At 40.5% G+C, this 19,558-nt stretch carries 15 protein-coding genes; 10 read left to right on the top strand and 5 right to left on the bottom strand.

The window, feature by feature from the left end; translation table 11 throughout:
• Positions 1 to 200: 200 nt before the first annotated feature.
• The 10 genes from ACULLH_RS18215 to ACULLH_RS18170 all read left to right on the top strand — a co-directional run bounded on the left by ACULLH_RS18215 (position 201) and on the right by ACULLH_RS18170 (position 14,662).
• Complete coding sequence (locus ACULLH_RS18215; protein WP_454090174.1) at positions 201 to 4,607, top strand: T9SS type B sorting domain-containing protein; 4,407 nt, start codon at positions 201 to 203, stop codon at positions 4,605 to 4,607.
• Positions 4,608 to 4,644: 37 nt separating this feature from the next.
• A complete protein-coding gene (locus ACULLH_RS18210) occupies positions 4,645 to 5,565 on the top strand; it encodes a PorP/SprF family type IX secretion system membrane protein (protein WP_454090173.1) in 921 nt (306 codons plus the stop codon).
• 1 nt (position 5,566) lies between these two features.
• Positions 5,567 to 7,525 carry an OmpA family protein gene (locus tag ACULLH_RS18205; protein ID WP_454090172.1) on the top strand — a complete coding sequence of 653 codons (1,959 nt, stop codon included), beginning with the start codon at positions 5,567 to 5,569 and terminating at the stop codon, positions 7,523 to 7,525.
• Positions 7,526 to 7,685: 160 nt separating this feature from the next.
• Positions 7,686 to 8,225 carry an RNA polymerase sigma factor gene (locus ACULLH_RS18200; protein WP_454090171.1) on the top strand — a complete coding sequence of 180 codons (540 nt, stop codon included), beginning with the start codon at positions 7,686 to 7,688 and terminating at the stop codon, positions 8,223 to 8,225.
• Entirely contained in the window at positions 8,225 to 8,770 is a 546-nt protein-coding gene (locus ACULLH_RS18195; protein WP_454090170.1) for a hypothetical protein, read from the top strand. Before ACULLH_RS18200 ends, ACULLH_RS18195 begins: the two co-directional genes overlap by 1 nt.
• Positions 8,751 to 9,839, top strand: coding sequence for a hypothetical protein (locus tag ACULLH_RS18190; RefSeq protein WP_454090169.1), 1,089 nt, complete (start codon positions 8,751 to 8,753; stop codon positions 9,837 to 9,839). The genes ACULLH_RS18195 and ACULLH_RS18190 overlap by 20 nt, the downstream gene beginning before the upstream one ends.
• A gap of 106 nt (positions 9,840 to 9,945) precedes the next feature.
• Positions 9,946 to 10,605 (top strand): hypothetical protein, encoded by a 660-nt coding sequence (locus tag ACULLH_RS18185; protein WP_454090168.1) that lies wholly within the window; start codon positions 9,946 to 9,948, stop codon positions 10,603 to 10,605.
• Positions 10,606 to 10,791: 186 nt separating this feature from the next.
• A complete protein-coding gene (locus ACULLH_RS18180) occupies positions 10,792 to 13,134 on the top strand; it encodes a TonB-dependent receptor (protein ID WP_454090167.1) in 2,343 nt (780 codons plus the stop codon).
• A 15-nt stretch (positions 13,135 to 13,149) separates the two neighbouring features.
• The gene (locus ACULLH_RS18175) at positions 13,150 to 13,983 is read left to right on the top strand and encodes a GIN domain-containing protein (RefSeq protein WP_454090166.1); all 834 of its coding nucleotides are present in this window, start codon (positions 13,150 to 13,152) and stop codon (positions 13,981 to 13,983) included.
• 91 nt (positions 13,984 to 14,074) lie between these two features.
• The gene (locus ACULLH_RS18170) at positions 14,075 to 14,662 is read left to right on the top strand and encodes a precorrin-2 dehydrogenase/sirohydrochlorin ferrochelatase family protein (RefSeq protein WP_454090165.1); all 588 of its coding nucleotides are present in this window, start codon (positions 14,075 to 14,077) and stop codon (positions 14,660 to 14,662) included.
• 21 nt (positions 14,663 to 14,683) lie between these two features.
• Here the strand turns inward: ACULLH_RS18170 and ACULLH_RS18165 are convergent, their stop codons facing one another.
• From ACULLH_RS18165 to ACULLH_RS18145, 5 genes are all read right to left on the bottom strand, one after another.
• Positions 14,684 to 15,436 (bottom strand): LytR/AlgR family response regulator transcription factor, encoded by a 753-nt coding sequence (locus ACULLH_RS18165; protein WP_454090164.1) that lies wholly within the window; start codon positions 15,434 to 15,436, stop codon positions 14,684 to 14,686.
• A gap of 510 nt (positions 15,437 to 15,946) precedes the next feature.
• Complete coding sequence (locus ACULLH_RS18160; RefSeq protein WP_454090163.1) at positions 15,947 to 16,612, bottom strand: hypothetical protein; 666 nt, start codon at positions 16,610 to 16,612, stop codon at positions 15,947 to 15,949.
• Positions 16,613 to 17,435: 823 nt separating this feature from the next.
• Positions 17,436 to 17,870: a VOC family protein gene (locus ACULLH_RS18155; protein ID WP_454090162.1), complete on the bottom strand. Its 435-nt coding sequence runs from the start codon at positions 17,868 to 17,870 to the stop codon at positions 17,436 to 17,438.
• Between the two features lie 111 nt (positions 17,871 to 17,981).
• Positions 17,982 to 18,917, bottom strand: a complete 936-nt coding sequence (locus ACULLH_RS18150; protein WP_454090161.1) for a LuxR C-terminal-related transcriptional regulator — start codon at positions 18,915 to 18,917, stop codon at positions 17,982 to 17,984.
• Between the two features lie 78 nt (positions 18,918 to 18,995).
• A complete protein-coding gene (locus ACULLH_RS18145; protein ID WP_454090160.1) occupies positions 18,996 to 19,550 on the bottom strand; it encodes a hypothetical protein in 555 nt (184 codons plus the stop codon).
• Positions 19,551 to 19,558 lie beyond the last annotated feature (8 nt).

Here is a 19,558-nt window from a genome sequence, read left to right as displayed (position 1 = left end):
TGAAATATAAAGTACAAGTTTTTAAACAGCGAAACTATTACATAGGTGCAAAAATGGGGTAATTAAGGCCCTAGCTTTCATCATTTATCCGATGTTTCACAACAAATGATCGATGAAATACAACATATATTCCTTTTAACGGATCGTAGTGGATATGTTTGAATATTCCCACAGGGGGAATTCAACCTCATTTCTAAACTATGATAGCACTCATAACCCACTTAAAAAGAAGAAACCTTCTGCTGTCTTTTTTATTCTTGTTTGTGTTTTTTCAATATACCAACGCACAAAACTGTGGTGTATTCGCTGGGTTTGATGATACCATTTGTGAGACGGATGCCTATAGTTTAACTGGGTTTGATACGGATAGCGTTTTATTGGGACCTACTTGGTCGCAGGTTGGAGGACCAACAGTTACTATAGTTGATCCTTCTGCTCTAACTACTGCTATTACCGGTATGACTGGAGGAAACGTTTATACATTTCGATTAAGTGCAACTTGTGGTGATTTATCTGACGTGTTTGATGATGTTGTAATTACAGTAGATGCATTGCCAACTCCGGAAGCAGGTCCTGATCAAACTTTAAATCAATCTGCAACTGTTATTTTGAATGCTACAGCTCCTAGTTCCGGTACCGGAATCTGGACCCAGGTGACCGGACCTACTTCTGTCACCTTTACAAATGCGAATGATCCTAACACTCAGGTAACCGGGACAACGGCAGGCAACTATGTTTTTGAATGGACAGTAACACCAGCGAACTGTGCTCCAGCATCAGATACCGTAGGGATATCAATTTTGGGGACAGATTTGGAACTTGAACTTCTTGCCAGTGATATCACACCAGATGTTGGAGATGTGGTCACTTTTACGATAAACTTGAGTAATCTTGGGGATATTGATGCCACAGGAGTTTCGATAGAAAATTTGGTACCTGCCGGATTTGGTTCAATCGTCGGCATTAACAATGGAGGCACTTATAGTTTTGGAACTGGAGTGATTACATGGACGGGATTAAATGTACCTCTTGGAACAAATACAGCGGTATTGACATTTAATGCCACGGTACAGACGCCTACGGGAACTCTTGGCGAATTTACCCAAATAGCTGAGGTCACGTTTGCTGATCAATTTGATTTGGATAGTACAGCAAACAATGATGATGGCGATCAAAGCGAAGATGATGAGGATGCCGTTACAGCTGCACCTGTGCAAGCTGACCTTTCCTTGACCAAAATAGTGGTTGATAATGATTTGACTCCAAATGTTGGGGATGAAATAAGCTTTGAGATAACCATTTCCAATAGTGGACCCAATGATGCGACAAATGTTGTGGTTACGGATTTGTTACCGACAGGATTTGATTTTGTGCTGTATAGTGCCACGGCTGGAATTTATAATGACTCAACCGGGGAATGGCAGGTAGGAACGGTATCTGGTGGAACTTCTGAAACCTTGATAATTGATGTTCTGGTCAATGCCACAGGAGATTATGTAAATGTGGCAGAGATAACTGCTTCCGATGCTTTTGACATCGACTCAACCCCAAGTAATGGGGTTTCAGTAGAGGATGATCAAGACGATGTAACAATTACACCATCCGCGTTAGTTGATCTTTCGTTGACAAAAAATGTGGATAACGCTAATCCCGTCGTAAACACCAATGTGGTATTTACATTGACCGTTTCCAATGCTGGACCTAGTGATGCAACAGCGATTCAGGTTACAGATCAATTGCCATCTGGATTCACCTATGTTTCCGATGATGGTGGGGGTAACTATGATGACACGACGGGAATTTGGAACGTTGGGGCCTTGGCCAATGGAGCCAATACCAGTCTGAACATTACAGCGACCGTAAATCCGACTGGAACGTATACCAATATCGCTGAAGTTACCGCACAAGGAGAAACGGATAGTGATTCCACACCAAATAACAATGTATCAGGTGAAGACGACCAAGATCAAATAACAGTCAATGCCGCTCCGTTGGTTGATATTTCAGTGACAAAAACAGCCGATGACCTGACACCAAATGTGGGTGATCAAATCGTGTTTACCATTATAGTACAAAATGATGGACCGAATGATGCAACCAATGTTGTGGTAACCGATGTATTGGCTTCGGGTTATGGATTTGTAAGTGCAATTCCGTCTACAGGAGTATATGAATCTTTAAATGGGTCTTGGACCGTTGGAAACTTGGCAAATGGTGCTTCTGAAAACATAGTGATTACTGCTGATGTGCTTGCGAATGGAGATTATACCAATATTGCCGAGCTAACTGGATTGACCGAAACAGATGTCGATTCCGAACCATCGAACAATGATGACACAGAAGATGATCAACAAACTATAGAGCCGGTTCCGGTATTGGTTTCAGACCTTGTTCTAAGAAAATCGGTTAACCTTCTTAGTCCGTTCGTGGGTCAGGAGGTAATTTTCAATATCAGCATTACCAACAACGGACCTAGTGATGTCACAGGGGTTGAGGTACAAGATTTGCTTCCTTCTGGATACACCTACGTTTCCAATAATAGAACAGCGGGAGTATATGACGCTGGAACAGGGATATGGGAGTTGAACGGAGTAATTCCAAATGGAACCACAGAGACCATGAATATCATGGCTATTGTGAATCCGACAGGGGATTATTTCAATGTGACCGAAGTTTTCTCATCCAGTAATTTAGATCCAAACTCCACTCCGAACAACAACAATATTTTTGAGAATGATCAAGATAGTGCCGGCACTACTCCAATACCATCTGCAGATTTGACTTTGGATAAAACGGTTGACAATGAATTTCCAGATGTCGGCTCCAATGTAACCTTTACAATTACGGTGACCAATGATGGCCCAAGTGACGCGACCAATGTTGTAGTTTCAGACGTCTTACCTTCAGGATATAGTTATCTTTCGGATGACTCTGGCGGAACATATAGTGGAGCGAGTGGACTCTGGAACATCGGAACAATTGCAAGTGGAGGTAGCGCAATTTTAAATATTACCGTTCAAGTGAATGCTTCAGGAGATTATAATAATGTAGCTGAAGTTGTGTCCGCAATCCAGTTAGATCCCGATTCCACACCCGGAAATAACAATCCATTTGAAGATGACCAGGATGAGCAATCCGTAACACCTCGATCGGTCACAGATATATCGGTATCAAAAACGGCAGATAACCTGAGTCCTTCAGTAGGAGAACAGATAGTTTTTACCATTACCGTCACTAACTCAGGGCCAAATACAGCAACTGGAATCGTCGTTGAAGATGAACTGGCTACTGGATACAGTTTGGTTTCCGCCGTAGCAACATCAGGAACATATGATCAAATTACTGGGGTTTGGGCGGTTTCAACAATGGCCAGTGGAACTTCAGAAACGCTTACCATAACAGCAACGGTTCTTGCTTCTGGGAATTATAGTAACACCGCTGAGCTGATTCGACTGGATACCTTTGATCCCGATTCAACACCAGATAACCGTTTGAGTTCCGAAGATGATCAAGACACCGTTGTGCCCGTGCCCAATGGATTGGCAGATCTTTCTTTGACAAAAACTGTTGACAACGCTACCCCAAATGTTGGCGACGTGATTGAATTCACACTGAGTATTGCAAACGATGGGGCCAGCGATGCCACCGGAGTGGTAGTAACCGACTTATTACCTGTAGGCTTTACATACCAATCGCATGTGGCAACTGCTGGGACTTATGATGCCGGTAGCGGAATTTGGAACATAAACGCAACAATATTCAATCAAAACACAGAAAGTTTGGTGATATTGGCCATGGTCAATGCTCCAACCGGAACCACCGATGAATACATTAACGTAGCAACCATAACGGCCAGTGATTTGGCTGATCCGGACAGTGACCCGAATCAAGGACTCAATCAGGATGACCTATCCGATGGACTTGCTGATGATGATGAGGCCGCTGTTAGCATAACACCCCAAACAACGGATTTAGCTGTTACCAAAACTGTGGACAATGCTTCCCCAAATATTGGAGACCAAGTAGTTTTTACCATCACCTTGACCAATCAGGGTAGTGTAGCAGCGACCAATATTGGTATTGAAGAACAATTGCCTTCCGGATATCGATTGATAACCTCGCAGGCTTCGGTCGGTGTTTATGACGAAATTTCAGGATTTTGGGATTTGGATTCCTTAGATCCTCTGGACACGGCAAATCTTCAACTTACGGTTGAAGTATTGGATGTCAATGACTACCTGAATACGGCAAATTTGGCCTTTGTAGATCAATTGGATGTGAACAGAAGCAATGATTCCGATCAAGCAACTGTTGAACCTTCCTGCTTGACCGTATACAACGAGTTCTCGCCGAATGGAGATGGCGTCAACGACGTTTTCAAAATAGATTGTATTTCCAGATACCCAAACAATGTGCTCCAAGTGTATAACAGATGGGGCAACATTGTATATGAACAGCGCTCCTATAACAACGATTGGGACGGTACCTCAAATGGACGTGCCATTGTACAACAAGGAGATCAACTACCCGTAGGTACTTATTACTATGTGCTTGATCTTGGAGATGGTTCAGCACCAAGAACAGATTGGTTGTACATAAACAGATAGTAAAATGGGTAGGAAAACATTGAAAAATACAGACCGAATGAAAAACCAATTGAGATATACTTGTTTGCTGGCGCTGATGCTATTCTGCTTTCATGGATTTGCACAGCAAGACCCACAGTTCACACAGTATATGTACAACACCCTAAATGTTAATCCAGCCTATGCAGGTTCAAGAGGGCATTTGGCGGCATTGGTTATGCACCGTTCCCAATGGGTAGGGGTTAATGGAGCCCCAAGCACGCAGGTGCTGGCCGTAGATGGGCCTATGGGTAACAATGTTGGGTTAGGATTGGTGATCTCGCACGATGCATTGGGTCCTGCTTCTGAGTTGTTTGTGGATGCAAACTTCTCCTATACCGTCAAATTGGATGAAGATAACAGAAGATTGTCTTTTGGATTAAAAGGAGGAGGAAGGTTGTTCAATGTCGATTTTTCAAAAGGATTGACCGAGAACCCGGATATCGCATTTCAAAACAATATTGCGAACAAGTTTTTTCCAACCGTTGGAGCAGGTGTTTATTACCACACGGGTAAAAGTTATTTAGGGTTGGCAGTGCCAAATTTCTTTGCTCAGGACCACTATGATGGAGAAGAACAGGAAATAGCCGCTGAACGCTTGCATTACTATTTGATAGGTGGAAAAATTATTGATCTTATGCCAGATATAAAGTTCAAACCGGCCTTTTTTGTGAAATGGGTGCCTGGGGCACCTATCATCGCTGACGTTTCTGCAAATTTTATGTTGAAAGAAACGTTTACGGCAGGATTGGCCTACCGATGGGACGACTCGTTTTCAGCCTTATTGGGACTTCAGATATCACCGGACCTGAGTGCCGGGTACTCCTATGACCTTACAACTTCCGATCTAAGAAGCTATACCAGTGGTACGCACGAAATATTCCTGCGGTACGAGTTCAAAACTGTAGAAAAGCGACTAAAATCCCCTAGATTTTATTAAGATGAAAGTTTTTAAAACCAACATAGCGCTCTCGCTCTTACTTCTTTTATTCTTGGCGTTTACAGCCAATGCTCAGTTGAAGTACCAGAATGCTGATATCAATTTTGACAATTTGATGTACGCAAGGGCTGCGAAACAGTATGAGAATATAGTTAGAAAAGGAGATGATTCCCGAAAAGTGTTGGAACGATTGGGTGATGCCTACTTCTTTAACACCGATATGGAAAATGCCGTAAAGTGGTATACCGTACTTTTCTCAAAATATGAAAATGAGCTTTCTGCAGAATATACCTTTAGATATGTTCATGCGTTAAAGGGCGTAAACAACTACACCTTGGCAAAGGCAATAATGAAAATTTACTCCAAAAAAATTAAAAAGGAGGGTCTGTCGGTTGAGCACTTTAAGGATAATGACGAAAAGTTGGACGAAATCTTAAATAGACAACCGCAGTTTTACATTACAAATTTGGCAATCAATACTCCTGTTGCGGATTTCGGAACCATTTATTATAAAGATAAAATTGTGTTTTCTTCGAGCAGGGATTCCTTGAGATTTGAAACCCGGGTCTACGAATGGAACCAACAGCCATATTTGGACTTTTTTATGGCGGACACCATTAGTTTGGGATCCGATTTGGCCGAGGTAACCCAATTTTCTTCCATTTTAAATACCCGTTATCATGAGGCAGTGGCTGCATTTATCCCTGAAGGAAATGTAATGTATTTCACTAGAAACAATTATGCCAACCGAGTTTTGGGTGGAGATGATGAAGGAACAAATCATTTAAAGATATATACCTCGGAACTTCGCGGTGGAGAATGGACCGAAGCGGTAGAGGTGCCCTTTAATAGTGAAGAATATTCTGTGGGTCAACCAGCCTTGAGTCCAGATGGGCGCAAGCTGTACTTTGTATCTGACATGCCCGGTAGTATTGGGAAGACGGATATTTTCGTTGTTGACATTAATCGTGATGGAAGTTTTTCAGAACCTAGAAACTTGGGACCGACGATAAATACCGGAGGAAGGGAAATGTTTCCTTTTATCACCGAAGAGAAAATATACTTTGCATCTGATGGACATCTAGGACTTGGCGGATTGGACGTTTTTGAAACTGAGCTCACAAGCAATGGTTTCAGTGAACCCAATAACTTGGGCAAGCCCCTCAATGGTAACAGGGATGACTTTGCTTACATCGTCAACGAAAAAACACAAAGAGGTTATTTTTCCTCAAATAGGGAAGGCGGTAAAGGAGATGATGATATCTATTCATTCCAACGAATGGAAGAAATCTGTAAGCAAACCGTAAAGGGGAGTGTGGTCAGAAGTGCCAATGCCCAACCCATAGTAAACGTAAATGTGGAACTTATCTCGTCGGACGGTAATTCTTTGGGAAAAACCAGAACAGACCCCTATGGAGCATTTGTTTTTGACCTCCCATTGGATTGTGAGACCACATATGCCATTAGAATAGATAAAGAAGGCTTTAAATCGGGAGGCGCCGGTTTTAGCACATCAAAAACCAAGGATTTTGTCAATGATGTTCCTTTGGAGATAACCAAGGAACTCAACAAACTCATTGTTAGGGAGAACGGCGTCCTTAAAATTAAGATCGACAATATCTATTTTGATTTGAACAAAGCTGAGATACGACCTGACGCGGCCCAAGAGCTCAATAAAATTGTTGAGGTGATGAAGGAATATCCCAAAATGGTCATCAAAATTGAAGCACATACCGATTCAAGGGGAAGTGATCGTTACAATGAAACTTTGTCCGACAAGAGAGCGAAAGCAACGGGAAGTTATATCATTTCCCAGGGCATTGAGGCGGTGCGTGTTGAGAGTGCCATCGGTTACGGGGAGCAACAACTGTTGAACCATTGTAGTAATGGAGTTAGATGTACCACAGAAGAACACGATGCGAATAGAAGGTCCGAATTTATCATTGTAAAACTGCAGTAACTAATCAACCTAAATACATCCTCTAAAAAACCTTCAATGCAGATTGAAGGTTTTTTTTGTTAAAAATGAAGCTTCGTGCAACCCTAGCAATTTATAATTGTCTTTGAGGTAAATGAAATAGGATTATTTTTAGCTGTCATTGAATAACCGTCCAGGATTTTTGGAAGCAAACGTACGTTTTACGCACCAAGCTTTGGTAGAGCAGAGCAAAGAAGGCAACAGGAATGCCCAGTATCAGTTGTATGGACTGTACGTGGATGCCATGTTCAATGTTGCCATGCGATTACTGACCATTCGCGAGGATGCCGAGGATGTTTTACAAGAGAGTTTTGTTGAGGCATTCAAGAAACTGGACACCTTTAGGTTCGAAAGCACCTTTGGGGCATGGCTGAAGCGCATTGTGATCAATAGGAGCATCAATCATTTAAAGGCAAAACGTCTGCTTTTATCTTCTTTGGAAAACGAGGGAGAGCCGTTGGAAGATAAAGAGCCAGATACAAACGTCAAGTTTGGGATTGAAAAGATAAAAATGGGGTTGGGACAGCTTCCTGAAGGGTATCGACAGATAATTACACTGTATTTGATTGAAGGTTATGATCATGTGGAAATTGCGGAAATCATGGAAATTTCCACTTCTACATCCAAATCACAATACCATAGGGCAAAGAAAAAATTGATTCAAATTGTAAATGAACTGTAATGGACAATTTTGAAAAACATATTAGGGAAAATAAGCAGGCCTTTGATGTCCACAAAGTGGACAAGGACAAGCTTTGGGGCAATATTGCCGAGCAATTGGACATCGAGGAAGAGGTGAAAGTGATTCCGTTATGGAAATCCCACAAACTTCGGGTTGCGGCCTCCATTGTGCTTTTGATAGGATTATCGCTGTCCGTGTTTTTAATGGTGAACAATCCTGTTTCAGGCACCATGGAAGGGTATGCCAATGAAGAACTTTTTGAGATTGACCTTCACTATAAAAACTTGGTTTTTCAACAAGTGCAGTTGGTAAAAAATCATCCCAAACTTTCCGATAGGGACAAAGAAGAGTTTTTATCCTTTATGGATGAATTGGATACCGAATACGAACAATTAAGATTGGAAATGCAGAACAACTTGGACAATGAGCTGATTTTGGAGGCCATTGTGAACAACTATAAAAAACGTATTGAATTGATTGAGAATTTACTCAAACAGATCAATGCTTCTAAAAATGAAATGTATTATGAAGGGTATATATTATAAAAGCATAACGATAGCCATATTCAGTTGCTTTTTGGCGATAACGGTATCTGCCCAAAGTGAGCGTTCCAAAAAGTGGGATAAGAGCTATGATTTTCCTGCCACGGGAACAGTGCAGATTGAGAACAAATACGGAAATGTATCCATAAATGGTTGGGACAGGGACGAATTGAAAATCTCAATTTCCATGATTGTGACGCACAGGAAGGATGAGAACGCAAAAAAATTGTTGGACAGGATTCAGCCCAAAGTGACCCAAGCCGGGGATTTTATTCGAATTTCCTCAGAAATAGCAGAAAAGAGCTCCAGTATTTTTGCACGATACTTCAACAAGGCCAATCCCTTCGACTTTGATAAATCCAACATACAGATTGATTACGATATATATATGCCCGTAAATGCCGAACTCAACATTACCAATAAATTCGGCGATGTGATTATTGGAGCTTGGAAAGGCGATTTGGATGCCAATGTGCAGCATGGTGACCTATGGATCAATGAAGAAATATCAACTGGGAAAATCGATATGCGTTTTGGAAAATTGAATTGTGGAAATATCGGTTACGGTAATATTAAAATGAGCAACGGATCCATCGATATAGATGATGCCCAAAAATTGAAAATAATCAGCAGTGGAAGTGAGATACGATTGGATGAGGTGACCAAATTGGAACTCTATTCAAGCAAGGATGAGGTATATCTTGAGAACATGGGAAGTCTTCGCGGGGATTTTAAATTTTCCAATGTGGATATCTCAAGTGTGGATTCAGAATTGTTTCTGACCCTAAGAATAGCCGAAGTTGATATTCATAAGATACTGAAGCAAGATGCCGACATTGACATTGTTCAAGAGTCTTCCGAGGTTAATTTGAATATTTCTGGACTTTCCTTTGACTTCAGGGCCACTTTGGAACAAGGTTTGTTGCGGGTTCCTAAAACTTTTGCCAATGTAAAAACCACTATGACCAACGCCGGAAGAAAGATAAGGGAAATTACTGCTTCATATGGTTCTGGGCCAAAAGGGGACTTCGCCATTAATGGTATTAAGGGAGTGATTATAATATCGGATTAAAACATTGAATATCAATCTATTAATAAATATCTCGAAAAAAAGGCAATGAACGTGCAACCTTTTGCTGCCTTAATTGTCTTTAACTCGACAACCTAATCAAAAAACGATGAAACAGAACAGATTACTACTCTTCATTTTGGTGCTCTTTGCATGCAGTGCATCGGCCCAGACGGAGGATGATGGAGATTACATTGAATTTAACGACCGCAGAAATGTTGTGCATGGGGTATACCTGGGCCTTTCGACCTATTTTGGGGAGATTGACGGCAAGGAGACTTATAGGGGGAGTTTGAAAGTTGCTTATGTGGCGAATCGAAAATTTGAGGTTGGATTCGTGGGGTCGGTCCTATATTCCGAACAAGATAATCCGCTTACCACCAATGAAGATTTATTGGCGGCTTACGGTGGTTTGCACTTAGAACCAATCCTATTTAGTGAATCTGCGGTTAACCTCTCCTTTCCAGTGTTGATTGGAGCTGGCGGTGCCGGATATTTGGGAAACAATTTTGATGATCGGATTGGAGAGGAAATTGATGAAGATGATATCGATGCCATTTTTGTTTTGGAACCGGGCGTAAGCTTGCTGTTCAATGTTTCAAGATACCTTCAATTGGAAGCCGGGGTCAAATACCGCTTTTCGAGTAAACTGGATCTAGAATTCAACCCTTTGTCAAGAATCAATGGGTTTTCTGGGGGTATCGGTATCAAAGTAGGGGTTTTTAATATGGGAAGAAACAGATATAAAAAACATTTACGAGATGAATAACAAATCAAAAAACGAACCGTCAATTAATCAAGGACTAGTAGCGAAACATGTATTTTCAAAGAATGGAGCCGTGTTCATCAGAAGTTCCCAAAATTTGGAAATTAACGAATGGTCAGCAATAAATTTCTATTGGATGCCCATGCTCAAACTCGAAAAGGAACTTCGCTAAAAGAAATCCACAACAGCATGAGAAAAGAAATAAACAAGGGCGCATTTTTATTGGGTCTGTTCCTTGCTATGGCATTTATTGGAAATGCACAGGATTTGACACAAACCGTAAAAGGAAAAGTGACGGACATTGCTACTGGAAGTCCCTTAATGGGCGCTACCATTGTTCTTCTGGGTTCTGATCCGCAAATTGGCGTCATCACCGATGCACAGGGGTTTTTCTCCATGGAAAACGTATCCGTTGGTAGGCAATCCTTTGCAATCAGCTATTTGGGCTATGAAGATGCATCGATTTCCGAAGTATTAGTGGGGTCCGCAAAAGAAATCAATCTAACAATACGATTGACAGAATCCCTAAACCAATTGGGAGAGGTTGTGGTGCAAGCACGTAGGGATCAAATAAAACCTAACAATAAATTGGCCACGGTAAGTGCCAGATCTTTTGGAGTTGAAGAAACAAAACGCTTTCCTGCGAGTATTAGCGACCCGGGAAGAATGGCGCTTTCTTTTGCCGGGGTTACGAATACCGATGATACAACCAATGAAATTGTTATTCGAGGGAACGCTCCCAATCAGTTATTATGGAGAATTGAGGGAGTGGAAGTACCTGAACCCAATCATTTTTCTGAAGAAGGGTATTCACCTGGGGCGGTGAGCCTGTTAAGCACCAATATGCTAGGAAATTCCGATTTTTTTACCGGAGCCTTTCCTGCGGAATATGGCAATGCAACTTCAGGGGTATTCGATATCAAACTCAGAAATGGAAATGCTGAAAATACAGAATACGCATTTCAATTTGGGATTTTGGGAACCGATTTGGCCATCGAAGGCCCTTTTTCCACAAATTACAAAGGTTCCTATCTGGTCAACTATCGATATTCGACTTTGACCATTTTGAACAATATCATTGAAGTGTCCGAAGGTTCGGTGCCAACCTTTCAAGATCTTGCATTCAAGGTGAACCTTCCCTTGGGAGAAAAAACAAATCTTTCTGCTTGGGGAATGGGAGGGTTAAGCGAGAATAATCAAGACAATGCCGACCAAGTAAATCCCGATGTCTTTGAAGATGAAGTCTTTGATTCCAAAACCTATATGGGAGGACTTAATCTGAAGCATTTTTTCAATCCCAATACCTCGTTGGATGCTGCGATTTCTTATTCTGGAAACCGCAGCGATTATATCTTTTCGTTGGACAATAGAATCAACTCCAATTTTTTTAGGGAAAGGGATATTCTTCGGAACAATGCTGTTCGAATCAGTGCCAACCTCAATCAAAAATTCAATGCAAAAACCTCACTTAAAACAGGATTTGTATATAGTAGATTATCCTATGATGTACTTTCTGATGAGACAAGGGATACTGATACCGAAGTACTGGTGAACGCCGACGGCAATGGAACTTTTTTGCAATTTTTCTCACAGGCCAAGTATCGGTTCAATGAAAAGTTTTCAACCACTTTCGGACTTCATGCTTCCTCATTTTCGGTGAATAGTGATTTTGTTTTGGAACCAAGAGGGGGAATTGAGTATAAAATCACCCCAAAGCATACTTTGAGCGCTGGGGTTGGTTTGCATTCCAGACGAATGCCATTGAATCAATACTTTATTGAGGTATCTGATGCACAAGGAAATGTGAGCACACCCAACGCAAATTTGGATTTGATGCGGGCCGCCCACTACGTGTTGGGGTACGATTGGCGTGTCATAAAAAATGGACATGTAAAGGTCGAAGTGTACTATCAGGATTTGAACAAAGTGGCCATATCGGCAACTCCTGGGTTTACGGATTCCTTTTTGAACGGTCGCTTTATTGAATCTGCATTAGTGGACTCAGGAAAGGCCAGAAATTATGGTTTGGAACTCACCTTTGAGAAATTCTTTTCAAACCAATATTACTTTTTGGTGACCAGTTCCCTTTTTGATTCCCAGTACAGGGCAGGCGATGGCAATTGGTACAATAGCCGGTACAATGCCAACTATACTTTTAATGTAGTTGGGGGGAAAGAGTTTAAAATGGGAAAAAACAACAATAACATATTTGGAATAAATGCCAAATTGTTATGGAACGGAGGCAAGCGGGAAACTCCGGTCGATTTGGAGTTTTTTGATCAAACTGGACGCATCAGATTACTGGAAAATCAAAGAAATACCATCGAATTGGATGATTATTGGAGGATAGACGCAAGTTTCTCCTATCGCATCAATAGGCCCAAAGTATCCCATGTAATCTCTTTTGATATTCAAAATGTGACCAACAGACTCAATGTGGATGAGGTCTTCTTTAATCCGGTAACTCGAACTACGGAAACGGAGTACCAGCTAGAACTTTTGCCGTTGCTCAATTACCGATTGGAATTTTAATCAAAAACGAACATCATGATAACAATTAAACGAATTTTTATTGCGGTGGCAATAGGGATCTTTGCTTCCTCTTGCTCTTATGAAACCATCAGGGTATCCGATGAGGTATCTACCAGGGAATACGATTTCGACAATGTTACGGCATTATCCGTCGCTACGGATTTCAAAGCCTACGTTACTTTTTCAGATACTGAGGAAAGTGTACGAATAAGGGCCAACGACAACTTGTTTGATAAGATAAGAATCTACAAAGAAGGGGGAGAACTTACGGTTAAACTCAAAAACAATCTTAACGTCAAGGGGCCTGAAACACTACAGCTGTATATTACAATGGCAGAAATCCGGGACTTCAAAGCGTCTTCAGATGCGGCTATCTATTTGGACGACCCCTTGGATGCAGAAAATGTAAAGGTGGAATTGAGCTCCGACGCATATTTTAAGGGAGATATTACAACAAACGACTTTGAGTTAAGGGCTTCGTCGGATAGCAGTGCCGATATGTATTTGGATGCATCGAACACATATATGAATCTTTCCTCTGGGGCCAGATTGGAAGGTGAAATAGAAACACAGGACGCAACCCTTAAGCTATCTTCGGATAGCAGTATTGATGCCGTTGGAAGAATCAATGACTTGAAAGCCACCTTGTCCTCAGATAGCAGATTGAAGGATTATGGGCTTCACATCGAGGATTTGGAGATTTCCCTTTCATCGGATAGTGATGCCTACTTAACCGTTTCCAATACCATCGATGTAACTGCTAATTCGGACGCAAGACTTTTTTATAAAGGTGATGCAGAAATTATTAGGCAGGTATTGACAAGTGATGGGAGGGTCATTAAAAAATAGCGTTCTTTTTTGACTCAAATTGTGAAAGGGGAGGTAAGGTTTTTGCTGTGTGGGGTATTCTGAATACTTTTAATACAAAAAGTAATTGTAGATGGAGCGGAATGAACTATATCCTATTTTTCTCAAAGCAACCAATTTAAACATACTGATTGTTGGAGGAGGCAATGTTGGACTTGAAAAGTTGTCCTTTTTACTTAAATCAAGTCCAAATGCCAAGGTCCAAATGGTTGCTCCTGAGTTTTTGAAAGATACTTTGGAATTGGCCGATAAGCATACGGTTGAGATTACGAGAGCTGTATACCATAAAAAATACTTGAAGGGCAAGCATATGGTTGTTGCCTGCACGGATAAGGTCGAGGTAAACGAGCAGGTCTACCACGATTGCAGGGCGCAAAGCATTCTGGTCAACGTAGCTGATAATCCACCATTCTGTGATTTTTATATGGGGGGAATTGTTACCAAGGGTAATGTCAAAATAGCCATTTCCACCAATGGAAAGTCCCCAACAGTGGCAAAGAGGTTAAGACAGTTTTTTGAAGATGTTCTTCCAGAAAACATAGATGATTTGGTCAAAAACCTTAACGAATACCGGAAAACTCTCAAAGGGGACTTTGACCAAAAGGTTGAGGCTCTAAACGAATTTACCAAGAGCTTGGTCAATAGCAAAAAAGAAAGTTAGATTACCTTTAAGTCCGGTAGACTATAATCTTCTCATGGCATCGATCAGATCATCTTTTTTTCTAGGTGAAAGACTTACATGCATGTCATTGCTCATGATAATGTAACCACCATCTGATTTGATGTACTTTTTCACCTCTCTTAAATTGATCAGATAGCTATTGTGAACACGCATAAACAGCTGATCCGCCAACAAATTCTCATATTCTTTAAGATGTTTGCTCACCAAAAGTGAATTTTTGTTCTTTAGCACAAAGGATGTATAAGATCCGTCGGCCTTGCAAAGGACAATATCATCAATGGCTATGAATTCCATTCCTGCTGTGGTTGCCAGACAGATTTTTTCCTGTTTATTGGATTGTCTGGATAAACTTTGCATAAGCGTATCCAATTGTTGGCGATAAACGTTGGTGTCGATTTTTACCCTTGCTTTTTCAACTGCTTTTTGAAGTTCATCAAGGGCTATTGGCTTAAGCAAATAATCCAACGAGCTAAATTTAATGGCCTTGACGGCATATTTTTCGAATGCCGTTGTGAAAATTATCTCAAAGCTAGGTTCTTTAATTTGCTCAAGGATATCGAAGCCTACTCCAGATTGTAATTCGATATCCAAAAAAACCACATCTGGACTAAAAACGGATAACACCTTTACGGCTTCTTCAACGGTACTCGCCGCGGCGATAACCTTTACATCTTGGCAAAATTCTTCAAGTAAGGATTTCAGTATTTCTCTACTGTGTTTTTCGTCTTCTACTATTACTACTTTTAAGTTCATCGGGGTTGATTTTTGGCTTAATAAAAGGTTTTAATGTTAAAACATTGTTTTTCAGTAATTTGTAGTTTGGTTTTGCGAGTGTGACACACAACTATAAAAGTTGAATATCGACTGTGCCACAGCATCAAGTTATAAATATTTTATATCAAATTGGCTTGTTTTAGCTCTAATTCAATATATAAAACGTACGATGTTATGCTACTGATTACAAAGCCCATCTCATTCTTTCCAGTAATTACGGTTGCGCAGCATAACCCCATACTTGCTTGTAATTATGGAAATACTAGAGACGAGCTTGTAAATCTATTCTTAGGTAAGTGTATCATTTGACGGTTATGCTAGGTTCGTTGTAAAGTTCAAAGTCTAAATCTACTAGGATAACCCTATTAAAAATCACAGAATTGATGCATCCATGATTTCAATTGACAAATTGTGGATATGAAATGGTGGCGGTATAGAACCGAATGACTATTTAAATCTGATTTTAGGCAAAATCGGTAAGGAGAGTTGTTATGTTGTCGGAGATAATGCCGCGGTTTTGTTCGATTGTGCGAACGTATCAAGGTTTTGGTTTTCTCCGCTAAGTGCACGGGTTGAGTACCCCTTATATTCTATCATGGCAATATTGCTAAGGTATTCAATAACTTCTTCGTACTGATTGATATTGACCTTTGCCTTCTGCAGGGACTTATACATATCGGCTTTGGCAGTTTTCGGGATTGTTTGCCCTTCTGAAACGTCAAGGATAGGTTTTACAATAAGAATCTTAAGCTTGCTAATATGACAGGACGGGGCATAAAAGTTTGAGACGCCATCCACCAAGGATTTAAATGTGACATAAACCTTTCCAACATTTTTATATACACTGGCCGTGTACCCTAAAGTACCGTTGCTAAGTGGCAGTTTTAAGCAGGAATCCGAAGATTCTAAATAAAACAACAACAGATTATTATATAATACTTCTTCTGTGATTTGCGGAACGTCAAGTTTTATGGACCAGCCTGGCAAATGGTGACTCAAGTCAAATGAAATCAACTCTACCATATTTGATTTGACCAGAAAGGATTGTTCGTTAGCAATTTCTATGAACTTTGAAGATTTATGAAGCAGGTACAAGGGATATCCCATAATTAGGGAAGCGCAAAACAGGGTCCAGATTATTGTAAGTAAATGCATATTCAATAGGGTTAAGTAAAAGATTTGGGCACTATTATTAAAATCACGATTCTAAATAACGAATTGTAAATCAGATTCCTTTGAGGTAATAGACGGATGTGGTGTTTTAATTGATGGAGGCACTTATTCGGACTAACTGACCATTTTTTCTGATGAAATGCATAATTGGACCATAAAGCAGTATAAAAACCCCCCAAGAATTACCTTGAGGGACTTGTTTATCCTTTGTATTTAAGAATGTAGACACCAAACCTTGATATTCTTAAATGGATAACTTACAAAGGATAGCTTTATAAGACTGATTTCAAATTCCTATGAAAAGATGAAAACTTTATGGTATTTTGAAATCAAATTTTAATTAAAAAGAGCCATTTCCTCAATGGCTCTTTCCAGCATAATAGATTAAACTAAGTGGAGATAATTCCTTTGGTTTATCCATCACTACCAAGGAATTAGGGCGCAATCCCTTGGTGCAATGGAAACCTCAACTAAACTAAACACTTTAGAGACCGAAAGTCAATGAAAAGTGCATTGCTATATAGTTATGCGCTGAACACTTGCTTTAAGAATTCCTAACTCTAAGAGTTATTCAACGCTGACTGACACAAACATACTGTACAGCAATGTTTTGTGAAGCCTCCATCTTATGAATAGCCGGTTTGAATTAACGGATGCCCTTTTTCACTTAGCGGTTGGAAAAAAGTGTGGAAATGGAGTTAGGAAAGTACACGGAAGACCTATACCAAAGAAATCAAAAACCACCTGTACATTTATGAATGCAACAGGTGGTGAGTTAAAACTGACTAAATAGTTCGTTTTTTGATTATACTGTAAGTTGTTTGTTGTAGCTATTTCGCTCTTCAGGGAGCTCACTCAAGTATTGCACAAACTCAAATTGATTGCCATCGGCATCGGCAAAATAGTCCCTGATCCTAAACTGTTCTACCTCCTTTGGGAAGTCCCTTTTATATCCCGCGTTTAGAAGGTTAGTTGCTATTGCTTCCACATCCTCGACAACAAAACCAATATGGTTGATTCCAATAGTGTCATAGTTTTTGCCATTTTTTAAGTCACTATACTTGGCTTGGTTAATGGCTATGTAGGTATCGTCATCGCCAAGATGGACCCATTCCCTTATTTCGTTACCCCCTCCTCTTATTTTGAAATGTGGGAAGGCCGTTTGGAAGAAGTTTACGGCCTCTTGCAGGTTGTTTACTGTAATATTGGCGTGCTCCATATAGATGCTTCTTGCTTTCATAATATTTTGTTTTTAGTGAATTACAAAGGTCATAAGAGGAAAGAGGGAATAAAACGAACCTAAGTACAGAAAAAGAACTGTACTAAAGTACAGGGGTGTATGTATCAAATATTAGACACTAAAAAGACCCCGCTTTAGACCAATGTCCACAGCTTCGGTTCTATTGTCGGCATGAAGTTTGGATAGAATTGCCGTAACATGAAATTTCACCGTACGTTCCGTGATGTACAGTTGTTTGCCAATTTGCTCATTGGTAAGTCCTTTTTTTATAAGTGTCAATACCTCCAATTCGCGCTTGGTCAACGGCATTTCTGGATAGTTGAGCTCTTTTAAAGTAGCACTTTCCTCATATCGCTCAGTTTCCTTCAGCAACGTTTTTAAATGCCCTTGGAGGTCGATGACTCTTTTGAGGGTTTCCTTTATTTTATCCGTGTCATTCTTGGAATTTTGAAGGTAAGAAACGATTCTTTTCATTTCTGGAGCGAACACACGTTGTAATATATCACGTATGGCCGTGTCCGATGCAACATTTCCGTTGCCATATGATTGTTGTAACCGGGTACGTTGAACGGCGGTTCCCACCAATTCACTTATGGTGTTGAGAATGGTGAGTTCCTTTTCGGTGAGTTTGCCGGTTTCTTTGCTCAATAAATTTATGAGTCCCACCTTTTGATTGTTGATAATAATGGGAATCGTTGCATGAAACATAAGACCTTTTGTGCCCAAGTCAATATCCTTCAATCGTGTACAGGCAATCTCACTGATGTTCATGGCCTCCTCGATATCGTCAGCGAGGTATTGCTTTATACAATAGCATGGACCTGAGAGTCGTTCGGGATAATCACTTAGCGCGGGGGGCAGATTATAGGAAGCTGCCAAATACACCGATTTGTTATCTGGTTCTGTAAGCCAGATCCACCCGGTCTCGAGATCCAGGATTTCCACCATTTTCTCCAAAGATTTGCGAAGCGCTGCATGTAGGGAAAACTCCTTGTTCAGGTGGCTCGCAATTTCATAGAGATGTGAAAAGTAATCGGTATCGTTCATTACCGAAAACTAAGCATAAAAAATCGAACTCTTGTGGTTTTGCGGAATCAACCAGTTTACTAAAAGGCATCAATCTGGTTAATTACATACCAATTCCCCGCCCTGAAAAAGTGTGGAACATGGGTTCTTTACGATTTTCGTTTCGACAGTATTTTTCTTGGCATCAAAAATGTAATACCGCGGAATGGAGTATAATGCATATTCGGTTTGAGAGTCGTAATAGCAATTGTAATCTTCGCCGTTCTCATCCACCATATCCCAGAAATAAAGCCTGGATTGGTATTCTTTCACATTGATACAGCAGTTGTAGTGCTCATAGTACTTTTCCCGTTCGGCTTGAACAATATCAAAATTGATTTGGGTGCCATTTTTGTCAAAAATCAAGGCGCCACGATTGTTGTACATTTCGTCCAGCACCTGTATGATGATGAATTTTTCGCCAACAGTAATGGTTTTCTCTTCAATGTATTCGTAACAGGAATTTTCAGGAATATTTATAGCAGTTGAAGCCCCACAGACAAGATGCTGTGCTCCTTCAATGGTTGAAATATGACAATCGATGTCTTGTTGGGCTTTTAAGGCCGAGCAGCTTGCGAGTAGGATGAAAATTGGGAAGTACAATTTGTTTGCCATTGTGATTG

The sequence above is a fragment of the Flagellimonas sp. 2504JD4-2 genome (assembly GCF_053642935.1).
The sequence above is the reverse complement of the archived record's forward strand: the minus strand, read 5'-3'. Positions and strand labels throughout refer to the sequence as shown.

What these genes read in the sequence shown, in the direction of transcription:
- ACULLH_RS18215 (WP_454090174.1), top strand. Translation starts at nt 201, where the DNA reads ATGATAGCACTCATAACCCACTTAAAAAGAAGAAACCTTCTGCTGTCT.
- ACULLH_RS18210 (WP_454090173.1), top strand. Translation starts at nt 4,645, where the DNA reads ATGAAAAACCAATTGAGATATACTTGTTTGCTGGCGCTGATGCTATTC.
- ACULLH_RS18205 (WP_454090172.1), top strand. Translation starts at nt 5,567, where the DNA reads ATGAAAGTTTTTAAAACCAACATAGCGCTCTCGCTCTTACTTCTTTTA.
- ACULLH_RS18195 (WP_454090170.1), top strand. Translation starts at nt 8,225, where the DNA reads ATGGACAATTTTGAAAAACATATTAGGGAAAATAAGCAGGCCTTTGAT.
- ACULLH_RS18190 (WP_454090169.1), top strand. Translation starts at nt 8,751, where the DNA reads ATGAAGGGTATATATTATAAAAGCATAACGATAGCCATATTCAGTTGC.
- ACULLH_RS18185 (WP_454090168.1), top strand. Translation starts at nt 9,946, where the DNA reads ATGAAACAGAACAGATTACTACTCTTCATTTTGGTGCTCTTTGCATGC.
- ACULLH_RS18180 (WP_454090167.1), top strand. Translation starts at nt 10,792, where the DNA reads ATGAGAAAAGAAATAAACAAGGGCGCATTTTTATTGGGTCTGTTCCTT.
- ACULLH_RS18175 (WP_454090166.1), top strand. Translation starts at nt 13,150, where the DNA reads ATGATAACAATTAAACGAATTTTTATTGCGGTGGCAATAGGGATCTTT.
- ACULLH_RS18170 (WP_454090165.1), top strand. Translation starts at nt 14,075, where the DNA reads ATGGAGCGGAATGAACTATATCCTATTTTTCTCAAAGCAACCAATTTA.
- ACULLH_RS18165 (WP_454090164.1), bottom strand. Translation starts at nt 15,436, where the DNA reads ATGAACTTAAAAGTAGTAATAGTAGAAGACGAAAAACACAGTAGAGAA.
- ACULLH_RS18160 (WP_454090163.1), bottom strand. Translation starts at nt 16,612, where the DNA reads ATGCATTTACTTACAATAATCTGGACCCTGTTTTGCGCTTCCCTAATT.
- ACULLH_RS18155 (WP_454090162.1), bottom strand. Translation starts at nt 17,870, where the DNA reads ATGAAAGCAAGAAGCATCTATATGGAGCACGCCAATATTACAGTAAAC.
- ACULLH_RS18150 (WP_454090161.1), bottom strand. Translation starts at nt 18,917, where the DNA reads ATGAACGATACCGATTACTTTTCACATCTCTATGAAATTGCGAGCCAC.
- ACULLH_RS18145 (WP_454090160.1), bottom strand. Translation starts at nt 19,550, where the DNA reads ATGGCAAACAAATTGTACTTCCCAATTTTCATCCTACTCGCAAGCTGC.